This is a genomic window from Streptomyces javensis (assembly GCF_039525925.1).
GTDB classification, from domain to species: Bacteria; Actinomycetota; Actinomycetes; order Streptomycetales; family Streptomycetaceae; genus Streptomyces; species Streptomyces asiaticus.
The window spans coordinates 30,179-44,875 of sequence record NZ_BAAAIF010000030.1 but is presented as its reverse complement, the minus strand read 5'-3'; the positions used below and the strand labels follow the sequence as shown (position 1 = coordinate 44,875).

Genomic DNA, 14,697 nt, shown 5'->3' with positions numbered 1-14,697 from the left:
GTGAATTCGACAAGAGAAATGCGAACGCGGGTTCCGGACACTGTCCGGGACCGGGCGGCGGTCGCCATGTGGGAGAAGGCGGCCGTTGACGCGCGTTGACGCGTCGGAATTCCTCGTTCAATGCGGCACACCGCCCATTCCGCTTTCACCGAAAAGGGCAGTCCAGCGGTCGCGAGGCGATTTTCCGTACCGGTCCGGGGACATCATGCCTGGCCGGATACCGTTCTGACCAGCCGCGGGATCTTGGCGTGGGCACTTCATCACGCGATACGGTGCGCCCGGGATTTCACCGGGGGCATCCGCTCCCCGTCCCGATCAAAAACTGGGGGACTGGTGCAGATACGCAAGGTCGTTTTAGCGGCGAGCGGAGCGGTTTTCGCGTTCGCCCTGACGATTCCGGCGGCCGCGTCCGCCGATTCGCACAGCACCGTCACACACGGCGTGGACACCGCGGTGTCCACGCACAAGAGTGCCGCGTCCCGCTCATCCGCGGAGTCCGCCGAGAATTACTGGACCCCGCGGCGTATGCGCAGAGCCGTCGAGGCCGACACGCCCGCCGACGCCAAGGCGTCGCGGAAGGCGGCCAACGACGCGGCGGCCGAACCCGCTCAGCTCGCGAAACCGCAGAAGGCCACCTCGCGGAAGACCCGCGGGGTGCGGATCGCCACCTCGATCGTGCAGGGCAAGGTCTACTTCCACAACCCGACCAACGGCGGCGACTACGCCTGCTCCGCCGCGGCGGTCAACAATCCCACGAAGAACATGGTGTTCACCGCGGGGCACTGCGTCCACGGTGGCGCCGGTGGCACCTGGGCCACCAACTGGGTGTTCGTGCCCGCCTACTACAACGGCTCGCGGCCGTACGGAACCTGGTCGGCCAAGACGCTGACCACGTTCAACGGCTGGATCAACAACAGTGACCTGAACTACGACATCGGCGTGGTCAACGTCTGGGACAACGGCTCCAACAAGCTGGTCAACACGGTCGGCGGCATGGGCCTCGGCTACAACTACGGGTACTCCAACACCGTGACCGTCTGGGGCTATCCGGCCGCCTTCGGCTACGACGGCGAGCTGCCCTACGTATGCCAGAACATCCCCACGTGGCAGGACGGCTCCCGGGTGCAGAACGGGTGCACCATGGTCGAGGGCGCCAGCGGCGGCCCCTGGCTGCGGGACTACAACGAGACGACGGGCCTGGGCACCGAGATCGGCGTCACCAGCACCCGGACCGATCCGCCCGCCTACATCGACAGCGCCTACTTCGACAACAAGATCCAGACGATCTACGACAACACCGCCAACGGCTGAGCACCAGAGCACCACACACACCGCATTCGGCCGGGGCCCCGCACCCAGGGGCCCCGGCCTCCGGCATCCGTAGCGCCCCACCCTCGGGAGAGAAACGTCATGCGCCCGCTCACCGCACTCCTCATCAGCGCGGCGGTCGTGGGAACCGGCATCGTCACGGTCCTCGCCGTCACCGCCCGGGGCGACGACACCGGCGATCCCCCCGCACCGGACACCCCACGGACCCACCGGGCGGACCCGCCGGACCCCTCGTACTGGACACCGGAGCGGGTGCGCGACGCACGGCCCGCGCCCATGCCCACCGACCCGGGCCGGCGCCCGGCCACGGGACCGGAGGCGGGTGCGGGCCCGGGTGCGGGAGGCGGGCGGCAATCGCCGCCGTAGGTGCGTAGGGTGGCGCGGGTGCGAATAGCTGTGTCCTCCGGCCGGCGCGCCGGTTATCGACGTTGGCCGGGGCGGGTCGTGATCGCCGCGCTGGCGCTGTGGTTCCTCTTCTCCGTCTACCAGGACGTGCGGGAACGGCTCGTCCTCGACCCGGACCTCGACACGGAGGCGTTCGCCGGGGACTGGGTGCCGATCGCCTCCGGGGCCCTGGCCGGGGCGATGGCCGTGCTGGCCGTGGTGCGCGACGTCCGATGGGTCCCGCGGGCCGCGCTGGTGGCCTGTGCCGGTACCTTCGCGGCCACGGTGGCCTATCACCTGATGCCGGTGAACATGGTGACCAGCGAGTCCAGCGGCACCGAACTGATGGGCCTGCTGTTCCTCCTCGCCGTGGGGGTGCGGCGCTGTACGCCCTGGTGGGCCCTGGTGTCCGTGGCGGCGATGAGCGTCAGCGTGTTCTCCGTCCCGCTCCTGCGGGACTCCGACCCCGGTGACTTCTCGGACAACACCGCGCTGTTGCTGGCGCTGGCCTTCGCCTGCGGGCTGGTGCTGCGGCTCTACGACGTCCAGCAGGAGCGCACCGGACAGCTGGTGCGGCAGGAGGAACGGCTGGCGCTGGCCCGGGATCTGCATGACACCGTGGCCCACCAGGTGACCGCGATCGTGGTGCAGTTGCAGGCCGTACGCCATGTCACCGGGCGGGGCACCCCCGACCCGCAGGCGCTGAACGAGATGCTCCAGGCCGTCGAGAACGCGGGCGGCGAGGCGCTGACATCGATGCGGCGCCTGGTGGGCTCGATGCGCGGCGATGAGACCCCGCGGCATCCGCAGAACCTCGGTGAGGTCCTCACCCGCATCGTGGACGAGGCACGGGGGACGGGGCTGCCGGTCCGGCTGGACCTCGGGCGGGATCTGCCGGAGGACGTACCGGCCGAGGTCACCGGCGGGCTGAGCCGGGTCCTCCAGGAGGCCCTGACCAACGCCCAGCGCTATGCGCGCGGAGCGCGGTCGGTGGATGTGTCCGCCCGGGTGGCGGCACGCCACGCCGAACTGGTCGTGGAGGACGACGGACACGGCTCCCCGTCCGGACACCGCGGCAGCCTCAGCCGGCTCGGCGGCGGCTTCGGCATCATGGGCATGCGGGAGCGGATCGAACTGCTCGGCGGCGCCTTCGAGGCGGGCCACCGCGTCGAAGGCGGATGGCGGGTCCGCGCCTCCGTACCGCTGCGCCCCGACGAGGCCGCGCGCACCCCGCGGACACGCGGGCGGCACGCCGTACGAGGCGGGTTGCGGCTACGGGAGGGCAGGACGGCATGACCATACGCATCCTGGTCGCGGACGATCAGCATCTGGTGCGGGCCGGGTTCCGCATGGTGCTCTCGGCCGAGTCCGACATGGAGGTGGTGGCCGAGGCCGCCGACGGGGCCTCGGCCCTCGCGCTGGCCCGCGAGACCCAGCCGGACGTGTGCCTCGTGGACATCCGGATGCCCCCGCCCGACGGTCTGGAGGTCACCCGCCGACTGGCCGGCGGCGGTCGGCCCGGGGCCCCGAAGGTGGTGGTGGTCACCACCTTCGATCTCGATGAGTACGTGTACACGGCGCTGTCGAACGGCGCGTCCGGCTTCCTCCTGAAGGACGCCGGTCCGGCGCTGCTGACCGAGGCCGTGCGGGCGGCCGTGCGCGGGGACGCGATGGTCGCCCCGCAGATCACCCTCCGGCTGCTTCAGCACTTCACCAAGAGCCGGCGGCGCGCCGCACATGAGCCGGCCGAGCCGCTGACCGACCGCGAGGAGGAGGTCATCCAGGGCATCGCCCGCGGACTGACCAACCCGGAGATCGCCGCCGAGCTGTACATCGCGCCCAGCACGGTCAAGACCCATCTGGGCTCGGTCCAGGCGAAGCTGGGCCTGCGCAACAGGGTCGAGATCGCGGCCTGGGCCTTCCGCACGGGGCGCGCGGAGTAGCGGTCCCGCGGGTGTGCCGAGTGGTGGTTCCGCGGCGATCTCCCCCGATCGGGGGATGCGGCTCCGGATGGTCGGGGGATCCGCGCGGGGGTGGCCGGGCGGGAGGCTCATGGACGTCGCCACCAGCGGCGGCGCCCTCCGCCACGAGGGCCCTCCACCGAGCGCTCACCGAGGACCGGCATGCACGCACACCAGCCCCCTTCCGCCCCGGAGTCCTACGCGGCCCACGCCACCGATCTGACGAAGGTGTACGGCACGGGGGACACCCGTGTGGTGGCCCTCGACGCGGTCACGGTCGGCTTCGGCAAGGGGCGGTTCACCGCGATCATGGGGCCGTCCGGGTCGGGGAAGTCCACCCTGATGCACTGCATGGCCGGTCTCGACTCGCCGTCCTTCGGCTCGGTCCGCCTCGGTGACACGGAGATCGCCTCCCTGAGCAACCGTCAGCTCACCCGGCTGCGCCGCGACCGCATCGGCTTCGTCTTCCAGGCGTTCAACCTGCTGCCCACCCTGAGCGCGCTGGAGAACATCACCCTCCCCATGGACATCGCAGGCCGCAAACCGGAGCGGTCCTGGCTGGAGAGCATCATCCGGACCGTCGGCCTGGCCGACCGGCTGGGCCACCGCCCCGCCCAGCTCTCCGGTGGCCAGCAGCAGCGCGTCGCCGTGGCCCGCGCGCTGGCCGGGCGGCCCGACATCGTCTTCGCCGACGAGCCCACCGGCAACCTCGACTCCCGCAGCGGCGCCGAGATCCTCGAGTTCCTGCGCGGCTCCGCGAGCGCGCTGGGCCAGACCGTCGTGATGGTCACCCATGACCCCGTCGCCGCCTCCTACGCGGACCGCGTGGTCTTCCTGGCCGACGGCCGCATCGTCGACGAACTCCACGCGCCCACGGCCGAGGCCGTCCTGGAGCGCATGGGCCGCCTCACCCCGGCGCACGCCTGACGACTGTCCCGCTCCCCACTCACTCCCGGCACCCTCCCGGAAGGCCGCCCCGTGTTCCGTACCGCCCTGCGCAACGTCCTCGCGCACAAAGCCCGTCTGCTGATGACCATGCTCGCCGTCCTGCTCGGCGTGGCCTTCGTCGTGGGCACCCTCGTCTTCACCGACACCGTCGGCAACGCCTACAAGGAGCGCTTCCTCACCACCCTGCGCGATGTCTCGGTCCAGGCCACACCGCCCTACGACGAGAAGGCCGGCGAGCGCGGAACGGTGGCGGAGGACACCCTGCGCCGCCTCCAGCGGCTGCCCGGTGTGGCGTCCGTCACCGGCTCCGTCGAGGGGTTCGCCGCCGTGGCCGCCAAGGACGGCCACCCCCTCGGCGAGGACCATGTGACCGCGGGGGGCAACTACTTCCCCCAGGCCGACGGCACGGACACCCGCCATCCGCTGACCGCCGGGCGCGCCCCCACCGGGCCCGACGAGGTGCTGCTGGACACCGCCACCGCCGACCAGGGCGGTTACCGGGTCGGCGACACCGTCCGGCTGGCCGTCGACGGACCGGTGCTGCACAAGAAGCTCGTCGGCATCGTCCGCACCGACGACACCCACGGCTCCGGCGGCACCCTGGCGCTCTTCGACGACGCCACCGCGCAGAAGCTGTTCCTCAAGCCCGGCCGGTACGACGGAATCACCCTCGAGGCCGACCGCGGCACCCCCGAGGCGGAGCTCGCGGCCGAGGCCCGCCATCTGCTGCCGGGGGACTCCGACATCAGCACCGGGGCGCAGCTGCGCGAGCGGCAGCGGACCGAGGCCGCCGAGGGGACGCGGGGGCTCAGCCAGGTGCTGCTCGTCTTCGCGGCCATCGCCCTGTTCGTCGGCATCTTCGTCATCGGCAACACCTTCACCATGCTCGTCACCCAGCGTTCGCGGGAGATGGCCCTGATGCGGGCCGTCGGCGCCGAGCGCCGCCAGGTGACCCGCTCCGTCCTCATCGAGGCCGGCCTGCTGGGGCTGTGCGCGGGCGCCGCGGGGTTCCTCCTCGGCATCGGCGTGGCCATGGGCATCCGGCAGCTGTTCGCGTCCACCGGATCCGGCTTCCCGGACGGACCGCTGGTCATCTCGCCCGGCACCGCACTGGTCTCGTTCCTGGTGGGCGTCGTCGTCACCATGCTCGCCGCCTATGTGCCCGCCCGCCGCGCCGCCGCCGTGCCTCCCGTGGCCGCCATGTCCGCGATCCACACGCCCCCGCCGGCTCGCGGCCTCCGCAGGCGCAACGCGATCGGCGTCGCCCTGATCGCGATCGGTGTGCTCGGCGTGGTGGTCACGGCGTCCAGCGGCGAGCAGGGCAGGACCATCGTGCTCCTTCCGGCCGCCCTGCTGCTCATCGGCATCATCGTGGTGACACCGGCGCTCTCCGGCCCGGCCGTCGACCTGGCCGGACCGCTGCTGCGCCGCTTCGGCGTCCCGGGCACGCTGGCGCCGCGCAACGCCCGGCGCAACCCCCGGCGCACCGCCTCCACCGCCTCGGCCCTGATGATCGGGCTGTCCCTGGTCACCGGACTCACGGTGGTCGCGGTGTCCGCCACGACATCGCTGCGCGAGCGGGCCGAGAACTCCGTCACGGCCGACTTCGAGATCTCGTCGAAGAACAGCGGCCACCTGCCCGCGTCGGTACACGACACCCTGGCGAAGTCCTCGGCCGTGACCTCCTCCAGCCCGCGGCGCCAGGGGGCCGTGCGGATCGGCGGCGACGAGGTGACCCTGACCGGTGTGAACCCCCGGACCATCGGCGACCTCCTCGACCCGAGCTTTGTCTCGGGCTCGCTCGCGGCCCTGGGCTCGGGCGGGGGCAAGAGCCTGCTGATCGACACCTCCATCGCCGACAGCTACGGATGGACCACGGGACAGCGGGTTCCGGTGGTCTACGACGACGGCGGCCGGGGCTCGCTGGAGATCGGCGGCGTCTACCACGACGACGAATACCTCCCGTCCACCATGATGCCGGTGGCCACGCTCCAGCCCCATCTGAAGGAGGTCCAGGACGCCTCGGTCCTGGTGCGCACCAAGGCCGGTGACGGCGACGCGGTGCGCCACTCCCTCCAGCGCGCCCTCGACCAGAACCCCGTCATCCAGGTGCGGAACACCGACGACCTGGCCGAGGCGGCCGGTGGCGAGGCCATCACACTGCTCCTCAACGTCCTCTACGGGCTGCTGGCCATGGCGGTGGTGATCGCGGTCCTGGGAGTCGTCAACACCCTCGCGATGTCCGTCTTCGAGCGCACCCGTGAGATCGGGATGCTGCGCGCGGTGGGGCTCCAGCCCGAGCAGACGAAGCGGATGATCCGTCTGGAGTCCGTGCTCATCTCGCTGTTCGGGGCCGTCCTGGGCATCGGCGCGGGCATCTTCCTCGGCTGGGCCGCGGGCAAGCTCGTCTCCGACAGCATCCAGGGGTACGAGATGGTCATCCCCTGGGGCCGTATCGCCGTGGCCCTCGCGGGTGCCGCGCACGTCGGAGTGGTCGCCGGACTCTGGCCCGCCCGCCGGGCGGCCCGGCTGAACATCCTCACGGCCCTCAAGGCGGACTGAGGCGCGTCGCGGGCGGACCGGCCGGGGCGCGGCGCATAGCCTGGGGGCATTCGCCGCCATGGCATTCGCCGCCGCCCAGGAGTCCGCACGATGGCCGTACGCCCGCACGGGCTCTTCGGTGATCAGCTCGGCCCGCACTTCGTCGACCACCGCCACCACGGCCCCGATGCCCGGGCCCCCCTCATCATGATCGAGTCCTGGGCGGTGCTGCGGCGGCGCCGCTTCCACCGTGCCAAGGCCCATCTCGTGCTCTCCGCGATGCGGCACCGCGCGGCCGAACTCGGCGACCGGGTGCGGTACGTACGGGCGCGGACCTACCGCGAGGGGCTGGCCGAGGCAGCCGGGCGCGACCCGGTCACCGTCTGCCAACCGACCTCCCACGCGGCGCTCGGCCTGGTCGAGTCCCTCGAACAGGTCCAGGTGCTCCCCGCCCGGGGCTTTCTGACGCCGCGGGACGCCTTCGCCGCATGGGCCGGCGACACCCGGGGGCGGACGCGGATGGAGGACTTCTACCGCTGGGTGCGCCGTGAACACGAGCTGCTCATGGACGGCGACCAGCCCGCGGGCGGGCGGTGGAACCTGGACCGGGAGAACCGTGAGCCCCCGCCCCGCGGCGCCCGGACCCTCGGCGCGCCCGACCCGTGGCGCCCCGAGGAGGACGAGATCGACGACGGGGTCCGGCGCGATCTGGACCGCTGGGAGCGCGAGGGAAAGGTGTCCTTCGTCGGACGCGACGGCCCACGGCGCTTCCCCGCGACCCGCCGGGAGGCGCTGGCCTCGCTGCGCCACTTCATCGCCCACCGGCTGCCGTGGTTCGGCCCGTACGAGGACGCGATGCTCGCGGCGGACCCCGTGCTCGGCCACAGCCTGCTCTCGGCACCCCTGAACCTCGGGCTGCTCCACCCGGCCGAGTGCGTGGACCGGGCCGAGCGGGCGTGGCGCGCCGGGGACGCGCCCCTGAACAGCGTGGAGGGGTTCGTCCGGCAGATCGCCGGATGGCGGGAGTACGTATGGGGCCTCTACTGGTGGTTCGGCCCGGAGTACCGCGGCCGCAACGCCCTCGGCCACACCACCCCGCCGCCCCGCTGGTTCCTCGACCTGGACGCCGACGCGGTGACCGCCCGCTGTCTGCGCCACGTGCTGGCACAGGTCCGGGACACCGGATGGACCCACCACATCCCCCGGCTGATGGTGCTCGGCAGCCGCGCGCTACAGGACGGCTGGGACCCGGCCGCCGTCATGGACTGGTTCCACCGCTGCTTCGTCGACGGATACGACTGGGTGATGCTGCCGAACGTGGTGGGGATGTCGCAGTACGCCGACGGCGGCCTGATGACCACCAAGCCGTACACCTCCGCCGGGGCGTACATTGACCGGATGAGCGATCTGTGCGGCCCCTGCGCCTACCGCCCGGGGGACCGCACCGGTGAGCGGGCCTGCCCGTACACCGTGGGCTACTGGTCCTTTCTGCACCGGCATCGCGATCGGCTCTCCGGCAACCACCGCATGACCAGGGCGGTTCGTGGCCTGGACCGGCTGGCCGATCTGCCGGAGCTGCTCGCGGCGGCGCGGGCGCGGGGTGACGCGCCGCCGTGAGGCGCCGCTCAGGGGCTGCCGTAGGCCGCCACCATGATGTCCCGCACCACCGTGTTCATCTCCTGGCCCTTGGCGTCGGTGGAGTTGACGCTGTAGACGAGGGTGCGCGAGCCGTCGCGGGTGGAGGCGATGCCGGTGTTGTAGCCCCAGCGGCTGCCCGACTTCCCCCACACCTCGCGGCCGCCCAACTTCTTCATCGAGAGGCCGACCGAGTACGCGGCCGGGGCGCCGGTGGTGAAGTCCGCCACCTTCGGCAGGGTGAACATCTCCCGCAGCAGCGGGCCGCGCACCACCCGCCCCTGGAACAGGGCCTTGGTGAACCGCTCCAGGTCCGCCGTGGTCGAGATGATGTCCCCGGCCGCCCAGCCGTCGGTCGGGCTCCACACCGACACATCGCGCAGCCCGGTCGTGCCGTCGTCCAGCCGCATCGTCTGGTAGCCGTGGTTGTGCGGGCCCGCGATGTGCGGATCCGTTCCCGGGAGGTAGGTGTCGCGCAGCCCCAGGGGCTTCAGGATCCGGTGGGTCACCTGGTGTTCGTAGGTGTCGCCCGTGATCCGCTCGATGACCAGGGCGGCGATGGTGTAGCCGATGTTCAGATAGTGCTGCTTCTCGCCGGGCGCGAACTCGCGCTTCTTCGATGTCGCCGAGCGGACCATCTCCTCGGGGTCATGGATCCGGAAGCGGTCGGCGTACCGCTCCTCGACCGTGTCCCCTGGGACATCGGCGGCCGGGATGCCGTGGGTGTGATTGAGCAGCTGCCGTACGGTGACCTTCCCGTACGAGGCCGGGATCAGCTCCGGCAGATACGAGCGAGCCGTGCGGTCCAGGTCGAGTGTGCCCTCGGCGGCCAGTTGCAGGGCGAGCGCGGCCGTGAAGACCTTGGTCACCGAACCGGCGCGGAACCGGGCCGTCGGATCGGCGGCCCGGTTGGTCGTCAGGTCGTGCACGCCCGAACTGCCTCTCCAGACGCCCTCGGTGCCCCCGACCCGTACCAGCGCGGCAGTGGCATCGCTCGTCGGCAGATCCGCGATGGCGGCCTCCAGCCCGGGGATCCCGGCCCGCTCGGGGATCCCGGACTGCTCGGGGGCCGCGGGCGATGAGGTGTCCGTAGACGATGAGGTGTCCGCGGGCGATGAGGCGGCCGCGAGGGCCGACGGCACCGCGGGGCCCGCCACGACGCCCAGGACGAGCGCCGCGGCCAGCAGGGTGCGGCTGGTGCTCTTCATGGTCAACTCCAGTGATATGAGCCGTTGTTCCCGGTGGCTCCATCCTGGTGACCGGCGGTACGGCGCGGATCGCCCGCGCGAGCGGTGTTGCCGGTGTCAGTTCCTCGCCGACGCGGGGGAGGAGCCGGGCCCGGCCGCTCCCCCGGGCGGGGGATCCCCGGCCGTGATCAGGCCCGTCTCGTAGGCGCAGATCACCGCCTGGATCCGGTCCCGCAGTCCCAGCTTGGCGAGCACATTGCCGACATGCGTCTTGACCGTGTGCTCGCTGACGACCAGTTCCGCGGCGATCTCGGCGTTCGACAGCCCCCGCGCGAGCAGCAGCAGCGTCTCCCGCTCCCGCCCGGTCAGCGCGCCCAGCCGGGGGTCCGGCCGCCGGGGCCGGGCGGTGGCCCGGGTGTACTGCTCCACCAGACGCCGGGCCACCGACGGCGCGAGCAGTGAGTCGCCCCGCGCCACCACCCGTACCGCGTGCACCAGGTCGTCCCTGCGCACATCCTTCAGCAGGAAGCCGCTCGCGCCCGCGTGCAGCGCCTCGTAGACGTACTCGTCGGAGTCGAAGGTCGTCAGCATCACCGTCCGGCAGCCGCCGGACGCGGCGATCTCGCGGCATGCCTCGATACCGTCCACACGTGGCATCCGGATGTCCAGCAGGGCCACATCCGGCGTGTGCCGCCGCACCGCCTCGACGGCCTCGGCCCCGTCGCCCGCCTCCGCGACCACCTCGATGTCCGTCTGGGCGTCGAGGATCATGGCGAAGCCGCTGCGCACCAGCTCCTGGTCGTCGGCCACCACCACCCGGATCGTCAACGCGCCACCTCCGTCGCGGTGGGTACGGGGAGATGGACCCGTACCTCGAAGCCCCGGCCGTCCGGACCCGGCCCGGTGGCCGCCGTACCGCCGTGTGCCGCCGCGCGCTCGCGGACCCCGACCAGACCGTGGCCGCCACCGGAGCCGGACCGCGGTCCGCGCCCGTCGTCCAGCACCCGGATGTCCACCGCGGCCTCGCCGTAGGTGAGTTGGACGGAGACGGCACGGGCGGCCGCGTGCTTGACCACGTTGGTCAGGGCCTCCTGGACGATCCGGAAGACGCTCGCGCCGGTGGCCTCCGGCAGCGACCGCACGGCCCCCGCCGACTCGTACGCCACCTCGAGGCCACTCGCCCGTATCCGGTCGAGCAGCTCGGGCAGAGCGGCCAGGCCCGGCTGTGGCTCGCGCGGGGCGCGGTCCGGCTCATCGCCCTCGCGCAGCACACCCAGCATCCGGCGCAGCTGGGCCATGGCGTCCCGGCCGGTCGCGGAGATGGCGTCGAAGGCGGCCTCGGCCCGCTCCGGCGCCGTCCGCACCGCCACCGGACCGGCCTCCGCCTGCACGATCATCAGGCTCACCGCATGGGAGAGGATGTCGTGCATCTCCCGTGCGATCCGGGCCCGTTCGCGCGCGGCGGCCCGCTCCGCCCCGATCAGGTGCTCCCGCTGCCGGGCATCGGTCAGCCGCCCGAAGACATACGCCGCGGCGAACACGAAGAGGGAGAAGGTCAGCTCCCGTGCCGTCCGGGTGTTCAGCCACACCGACACCGGCACGGCGACCGTCAGCAGCCCCCCGGCGACCAGCCGCTGCCACGGCGGTGAAGCGGCGGCGATCGTGTAGATGATGACGAGCCCGGTGTACGGCAGCGGCTGCCCGGGCCCCTCCACGGCCAGTTTGTACAGCGCGCTGGTCGCGATGATCGCGGTCAGCACGGCGAGAGGAGCGCGCCGGCGCCAGATCAGGGGGACGACGGTGAGAGTGGTCAGCCCGTAGGCGGGCCAGGTCGCCGGTTCCTGATCGGGTGGCCGCGGCACCACGAACGGCATCGTCATGGCCGCCTGGACCAGGAGCGCGATCCCGATGTCCACGGCCTGCGGGTGGGCTGCTCCCAGCGCCCGGCCCCGCTCCCACCACCCCCGCATAAGACTGGATGGTAGCGGCTGTGCGCCTGCTGGTGACCGCTATGCCCGTCACGCCGACGGCTGAGCCGCGTCCAGCAGGACACGCGCGGCCGCCTTCGCCCGATGCGCGGGTTCGGCGCTGCCGGTGATCGCCGCGGTGGTGATGGCGCCTTCGGCCAGCAGGGCCAAGTGGTCGCCCAGCGAGGCCGGTTTGCCCGCGGCCGCCGTCAGCTCGGCGAGGTAGCGGAAGAACGCCTCCTTGTGCGCCCGGGCCGTCTCGGCCACGGCCGAGGAGGTGGCGCCGAGTTCTCCGAAGGAGTTGCTGAAGGCGCAGCCGCGGAAGTCCGGCTCGCCGAACCACTCGTGGAGCCAGTCGAAGACCGCCAGGATGCTCTCCTCGGGGGTGGCCCGGGAATCGGCGTACGCGGCCAGCCGCTGGCGCCAGCGGATGTCGCGCCGCCGCAGATACGCCTGTATGAGCTCACCCTTGGACGGAAAGAGCTGGTAGAGCCGCTTGAGGGAGACGCCTGACGCGGAGCGGATCTCGTCCATGCCCACCGCCTGGATGCCCCGTCCGTAGAACAGGGTCTCGGCCGCGTCGAGGATCCGGAGCTCCGCGGTCTCGGGACTGATCATTGCCTTGCTCTCCTGGTGTCGGGCCGGCCGGAGGCCGAGGTCTCAGAGGCCGAGGTCGCTCAGCCCGGGGTGGTCTTCGGGGCGGCGCCCGAGCGGCCAGTGGTACAGGCGCTCCGACTCCTCGATGGGGAGGTCGTTGATGCAGGCGTAACGCAGGCGCATCAGACCGTTGTCGTCGAACTCCCAGTTCTCGTTGCCGTAGGAGCGGAACCAGTTGCCGGAGTCGTCGTGGGACTCGTAGGCGAAGCGTACGGCGATGCGGTCGCCGTCGAAGGCCCACAGCTCCTTGATGAGCCGGTAGTCCAGCTCCCTCGCCCATTTGCGGGTCAGGAAGGCGACGATCTCCGCGCGCCCGGTGGCGAACTCCGCGCGGTTCCGCCAGCGCGAGTCGACGGTGTAGGCCAGGGCGACCTTCTCCGGGTCGCGGGAGTTCCAGCCGTCCTCCGCCAGCCGGACCTTCTCGATGGCGGTCTCGCGGGTGAACGGGGGGAACGGCGGGCGTGCGGCATCGGTCATGTCGACTCCTCGAGTCGTGGCGGGAGGAGGGGAGAACGGGCATTCTCTCCATCGGTCACGACACTAGGAGAACGATGGTTCTCGCGCAAGTGCCGACCCGCCACCGCCCCGGAGCCAGGGGGTGGTGATCACGCTTTCCGATGGCGGTGGGTACCGTGCGAGCGGGAAGTGCCACGCTCGACGACAAGGCAGGGGACCGGCGTGTTGATCGATGATCTGCGGCAGGAGCTGCCGGACGGCCGGATGGTCGAGGACCCCGGTGTCGCCGCCGGGTTCGTCCACGACGAGGCGGAGTGGGCGCCATACGGCACGCCCCGCGTGGTGGTGCGACCACGTACGGCGGCGGAGGTGCGCTCGGTGGTGCGGGCCTGCGTACGGCACGGCGTTCCGCTGGTCACCCGGGGCGCCGGCACCGGTCTCTCCGGTGGTGCCAACGCCGTCGAGGGCTGTGTGGTGCTCTCCACCGAGGCCATGGACACCATCCACGAGATCGACCCGGTGGAGCGCCTCGCGGTCGTCGGACCCGGGGTGGTCAACGACGATCTGCGGGCCGCCTGCGCCGAGCGGGGGCTGTGGTACCCGCCGGACCCGGCGAGCGCGCCCTGGTCCACCATCGGCGGCAACGTGGCGACCAACGCGGGCGGGCTGTGCTGTGTGAAGTACGGCGTCACCCGCGACTATGTGCTCGGCCTGGAAGTGGTGACCGGTACCGGTGAGCTGGTGCGGCTCGGCCGCAGGACCGCCAAGGGCGTGGCCGGGTACGACCTGGCGGGGCTGATGGTCGGCTCCGAGGGCACCCTGGGAGTGATCACCGAGGTCACGGTGCGGCTGCGGCCGCGGCGCGAGGCGGAGCGCACGGTCGCCGGATACTTCTCCTCGGTCGTGGCGGCGGGACGCGCGGTGGCCGCGATCGGCGCTGCGGGGCTCACCCCGTCCGCGCTGGAGCTCATCGACCGGCACTGCCTGGCGGCGGTCGACAAGTGGAAGAACATGGGCCTGTCCGTCGACGCGGACGTGGTGCTCCTCGGGCGTACGGACGCCCCGGGCCCGGCCGGCGCCCAGGAGGCCGAGCGCATGCTCGCCTGTTTCGAGGAGGCGGGGGCGACCTGGGCCGCGCAGTCCACGGACCAGGAGGAGGCCGACGCGCTGTTCGCGGCCAGGCGGCTCGCCTATCCGGCGCTGGAGCGGCTGGGCCCGGTGCTCACCGAGGACGTGTGCGTGCCCAAGGCGGCCGTACCGGAGATGCTGGCGCGCATCGAGCGCGCCGCCACCCGCCATGACACGCTCATCGCCAACATCGCCCACGCCGGTGACGGCAACCTCCACCCACTGCTGATCACCCGGCCCGGCGACACCGCGGCCCGCGAGCGGGCCCAGGCCGCGTTCCACGAGATCATCGCGGACGCCATCGACCTCGGCGGCACGGTCACCGGTGAACACGGGGTGGGGCTGCTGAAGCGGGACGGTCTGGAGCGGGAGCTCACCCCGGCCGTTCTGGACATGCACCGAGCGGTCAAGACGGCCCTCGACCCGCACGGGATCCTCAACCCGGGCAAGGTCATCGCCCGCGGTTGAGCGCGTGGCGGGGGACGTCGCGGACCGCGCACACCG

13 protein-coding genes are annotated in these 14,697 nt (G+C 72.1%); 8 read left to right on the top strand and 5 right to left on the bottom strand.

The features are described 5' to 3' along the window. Nucleotides 1-333 precede the first annotated feature (333 nt). The 7 genes from ABD329_RS25255 to ABD329_RS25225 all read left to right on the top strand — a co-directional run bounded on the left by ABD329_RS25255 (nucleotide 334) and on the right by ABD329_RS25225 (nucleotide 8,780). Nucleotides 334-1,311 carry a trypsin-like serine peptidase gene (locus tag ABD329_RS25255; RefSeq protein WP_198280836.1) on the top strand — a complete coding sequence of 326 codons (978 nt, stop codon included), beginning with the start codon at nucleotides 334-336 and terminating at the stop codon, nucleotides 1,309-1,311. A gap of 99 nt (nucleotides 1,312-1,410) precedes the next feature. Next, nucleotides 1,411-1,695 carry a hypothetical protein gene (locus ABD329_RS25250; protein ID WP_198280835.1) on the top strand — a complete coding sequence of 95 codons (285 nt, stop codon included), beginning with the start codon at nucleotides 1,411-1,413 and terminating at the stop codon, nucleotides 1,693-1,695. Nucleotides 1,696-1,713: 18 nt separating this feature from the next. Beyond that, nucleotides 1,714-3,009: a sensor histidine kinase gene (locus ABD329_RS25245; protein WP_198280834.1), complete on the top strand. Its 1,296-nt coding sequence runs from the start codon at nucleotides 1,714-1,716 to the stop codon at nucleotides 3,007-3,009. Next, nucleotides 3,006-3,656 carry a response regulator gene (locus ABD329_RS25240; RefSeq protein ID WP_198280833.1) on the top strand — a complete coding sequence of 217 codons (651 nt, stop codon included), beginning with the start codon at nucleotides 3,006-3,008 and terminating at the stop codon, nucleotides 3,654-3,656. Before ABD329_RS25245 ends, ABD329_RS25240 begins: the two co-directional genes overlap by 4 nt. 180 nt (nucleotides 3,657-3,836) lie before the next feature. Next, nucleotides 3,837-4,601 (top strand): ABC transporter ATP-binding protein, encoded by a 765-nt coding sequence (locus tag ABD329_RS25235; protein WP_344316938.1) that lies wholly within the window; start codon nucleotides 3,837-3,839, stop codon nucleotides 4,599-4,601. Between the two features lie 51 nt (nucleotides 4,602-4,652). After that, entirely contained in the window at nucleotides 4,653-7,184 is a 2,532-nt protein-coding gene (locus ABD329_RS25230) for an ABC transporter permease (protein ID WP_198278376.1), read from the top strand. A 90-nt stretch (nucleotides 7,185-7,274) separates the two neighbouring features. Then, entirely contained in the window at nucleotides 7,275-8,780 is a 1,506-nt protein-coding gene (locus tag ABD329_RS25225) for a cryptochrome/photolyase family protein (protein WP_198278377.1), read from the top strand. A gap of 8 nt (nucleotides 8,781-8,788) precedes the next feature. Here ABD329_RS25225 and ABD329_RS25220 read toward each other — a convergent pair whose 3' ends face one another. The 5 genes from ABD329_RS25220 to ABD329_RS25200 all read right to left on the bottom strand — a co-directional run bounded on the left by ABD329_RS25220 (nucleotide 8,789) and on the right by ABD329_RS25200 (nucleotide 13,086). Next, complete coding sequence (locus tag ABD329_RS25220) at nucleotides 8,789-10,006, bottom strand: serine hydrolase domain-containing protein (RefSeq protein ID WP_198278378.1); 1,218 nt, start codon at nucleotides 10,004-10,006, stop codon at nucleotides 8,789-8,791. 96 nt (nucleotides 10,007-10,102) lie between these two features. Further along, on the bottom strand, nucleotides 10,103-10,813 hold the full coding sequence (locus tag ABD329_RS25215; protein ID WP_198278379.1) for a response regulator: 711 nt from the start codon (nucleotides 10,811-10,813) through the stop codon (nucleotides 10,103-10,105). Further along, entirely contained in the window at nucleotides 10,810-11,955 is a 1,146-nt protein-coding gene (locus tag ABD329_RS25210) for a sensor histidine kinase (RefSeq protein WP_198278380.1), read from the bottom strand. Before ABD329_RS25210 ends, ABD329_RS25215 begins: the two co-directional genes overlap by 4 nt. A 48-nt stretch (nucleotides 11,956-12,003) precedes the next feature. Further along, nucleotides 12,004-12,570: a TetR/AcrR family transcriptional regulator gene (locus ABD329_RS25205; protein WP_198278381.1), complete on the bottom strand. Its 567-nt coding sequence runs from the start codon at nucleotides 12,568-12,570 to the stop codon at nucleotides 12,004-12,006. Between the two features lie 42 nt (nucleotides 12,571-12,612). Beyond that, nucleotides 12,613-13,086, bottom strand: coding sequence for a nuclear transport factor 2 family protein (locus ABD329_RS25200; protein ID WP_198278382.1), 474 nt, complete (start codon nucleotides 13,084-13,086; stop codon nucleotides 12,613-12,615). 243 nt (nucleotides 13,087-13,329) lie between these two features. Here ABD329_RS25200 and ABD329_RS25195 point away from each other — a divergent pair, with 243 nt between their 5' ends. Then, on the top strand, nucleotides 13,330-14,661 hold the full coding sequence (locus ABD329_RS25195; RefSeq protein ID WP_214665085.1) for an FAD-binding oxidoreductase: 1,332 nt from the start codon (nucleotides 13,330-13,332) through the stop codon (nucleotides 14,659-14,661). Nucleotides 14,662-14,697 lie beyond the last annotated feature (36 nt).

Bases quoted from the DNA above. Each gene is read 5' to 3' on its own strand.
- ABD329_RS25250 (WP_198280835.1), top strand. From the start codon at position 1,411: ATGCGCCCGCTCACCGCACTCCTCATCAGCGCGGCGGTCGTGGGAACC.
- ABD329_RS25205 (WP_198278381.1), bottom strand. From the start codon at position 12,570: ATGATCAGTCCCGAGACCGCGGAGCTCCGGATCCTCGACGCGGCCGAG.
- ABD329_RS25220 (WP_198278378.1), bottom strand. From the start codon at position 10,006: ATGAAGAGCACCAGCCGCACCCTGCTGGCCGCGGCGCTCGTCCTGGGC.
- ABD329_RS25225 (WP_198278377.1), top strand. From the start codon at position 7,275: ATGGCCGTACGCCCGCACGGGCTCTTCGGTGATCAGCTCGGCCCGCAC.
- ABD329_RS25235 (WP_344316938.1), top strand. From the start codon at position 3,837: ATGCACGCACACCAGCCCCCTTCCGCCCCGGAGTCCTACGCGGCCCAC.
- ABD329_RS25210 (WP_198278380.1), bottom strand. From the start codon at position 11,955: ATGCGGGGGTGGTGGGAGCGGGGCCGGGCGCTGGGAGCAGCCCACCCG.
- ABD329_RS25195 (WP_214665085.1), top strand. From the start codon at position 13,330: ATGGTCGAGGACCCCGGTGTCGCCGCCGGGTTCGTCCACGACGAGGCG.
- ABD329_RS25240 (WP_198280833.1), top strand. From the start codon at position 3,006: ATGACCATACGCATCCTGGTCGCGGACGATCAGCATCTGGTGCGGGCC.
- ABD329_RS25200 (WP_198278382.1), bottom strand. From the start codon at position 13,086: ATGACCGATGCCGCACGCCCGCCGTTCCCCCCGTTCACCCGCGAGACC.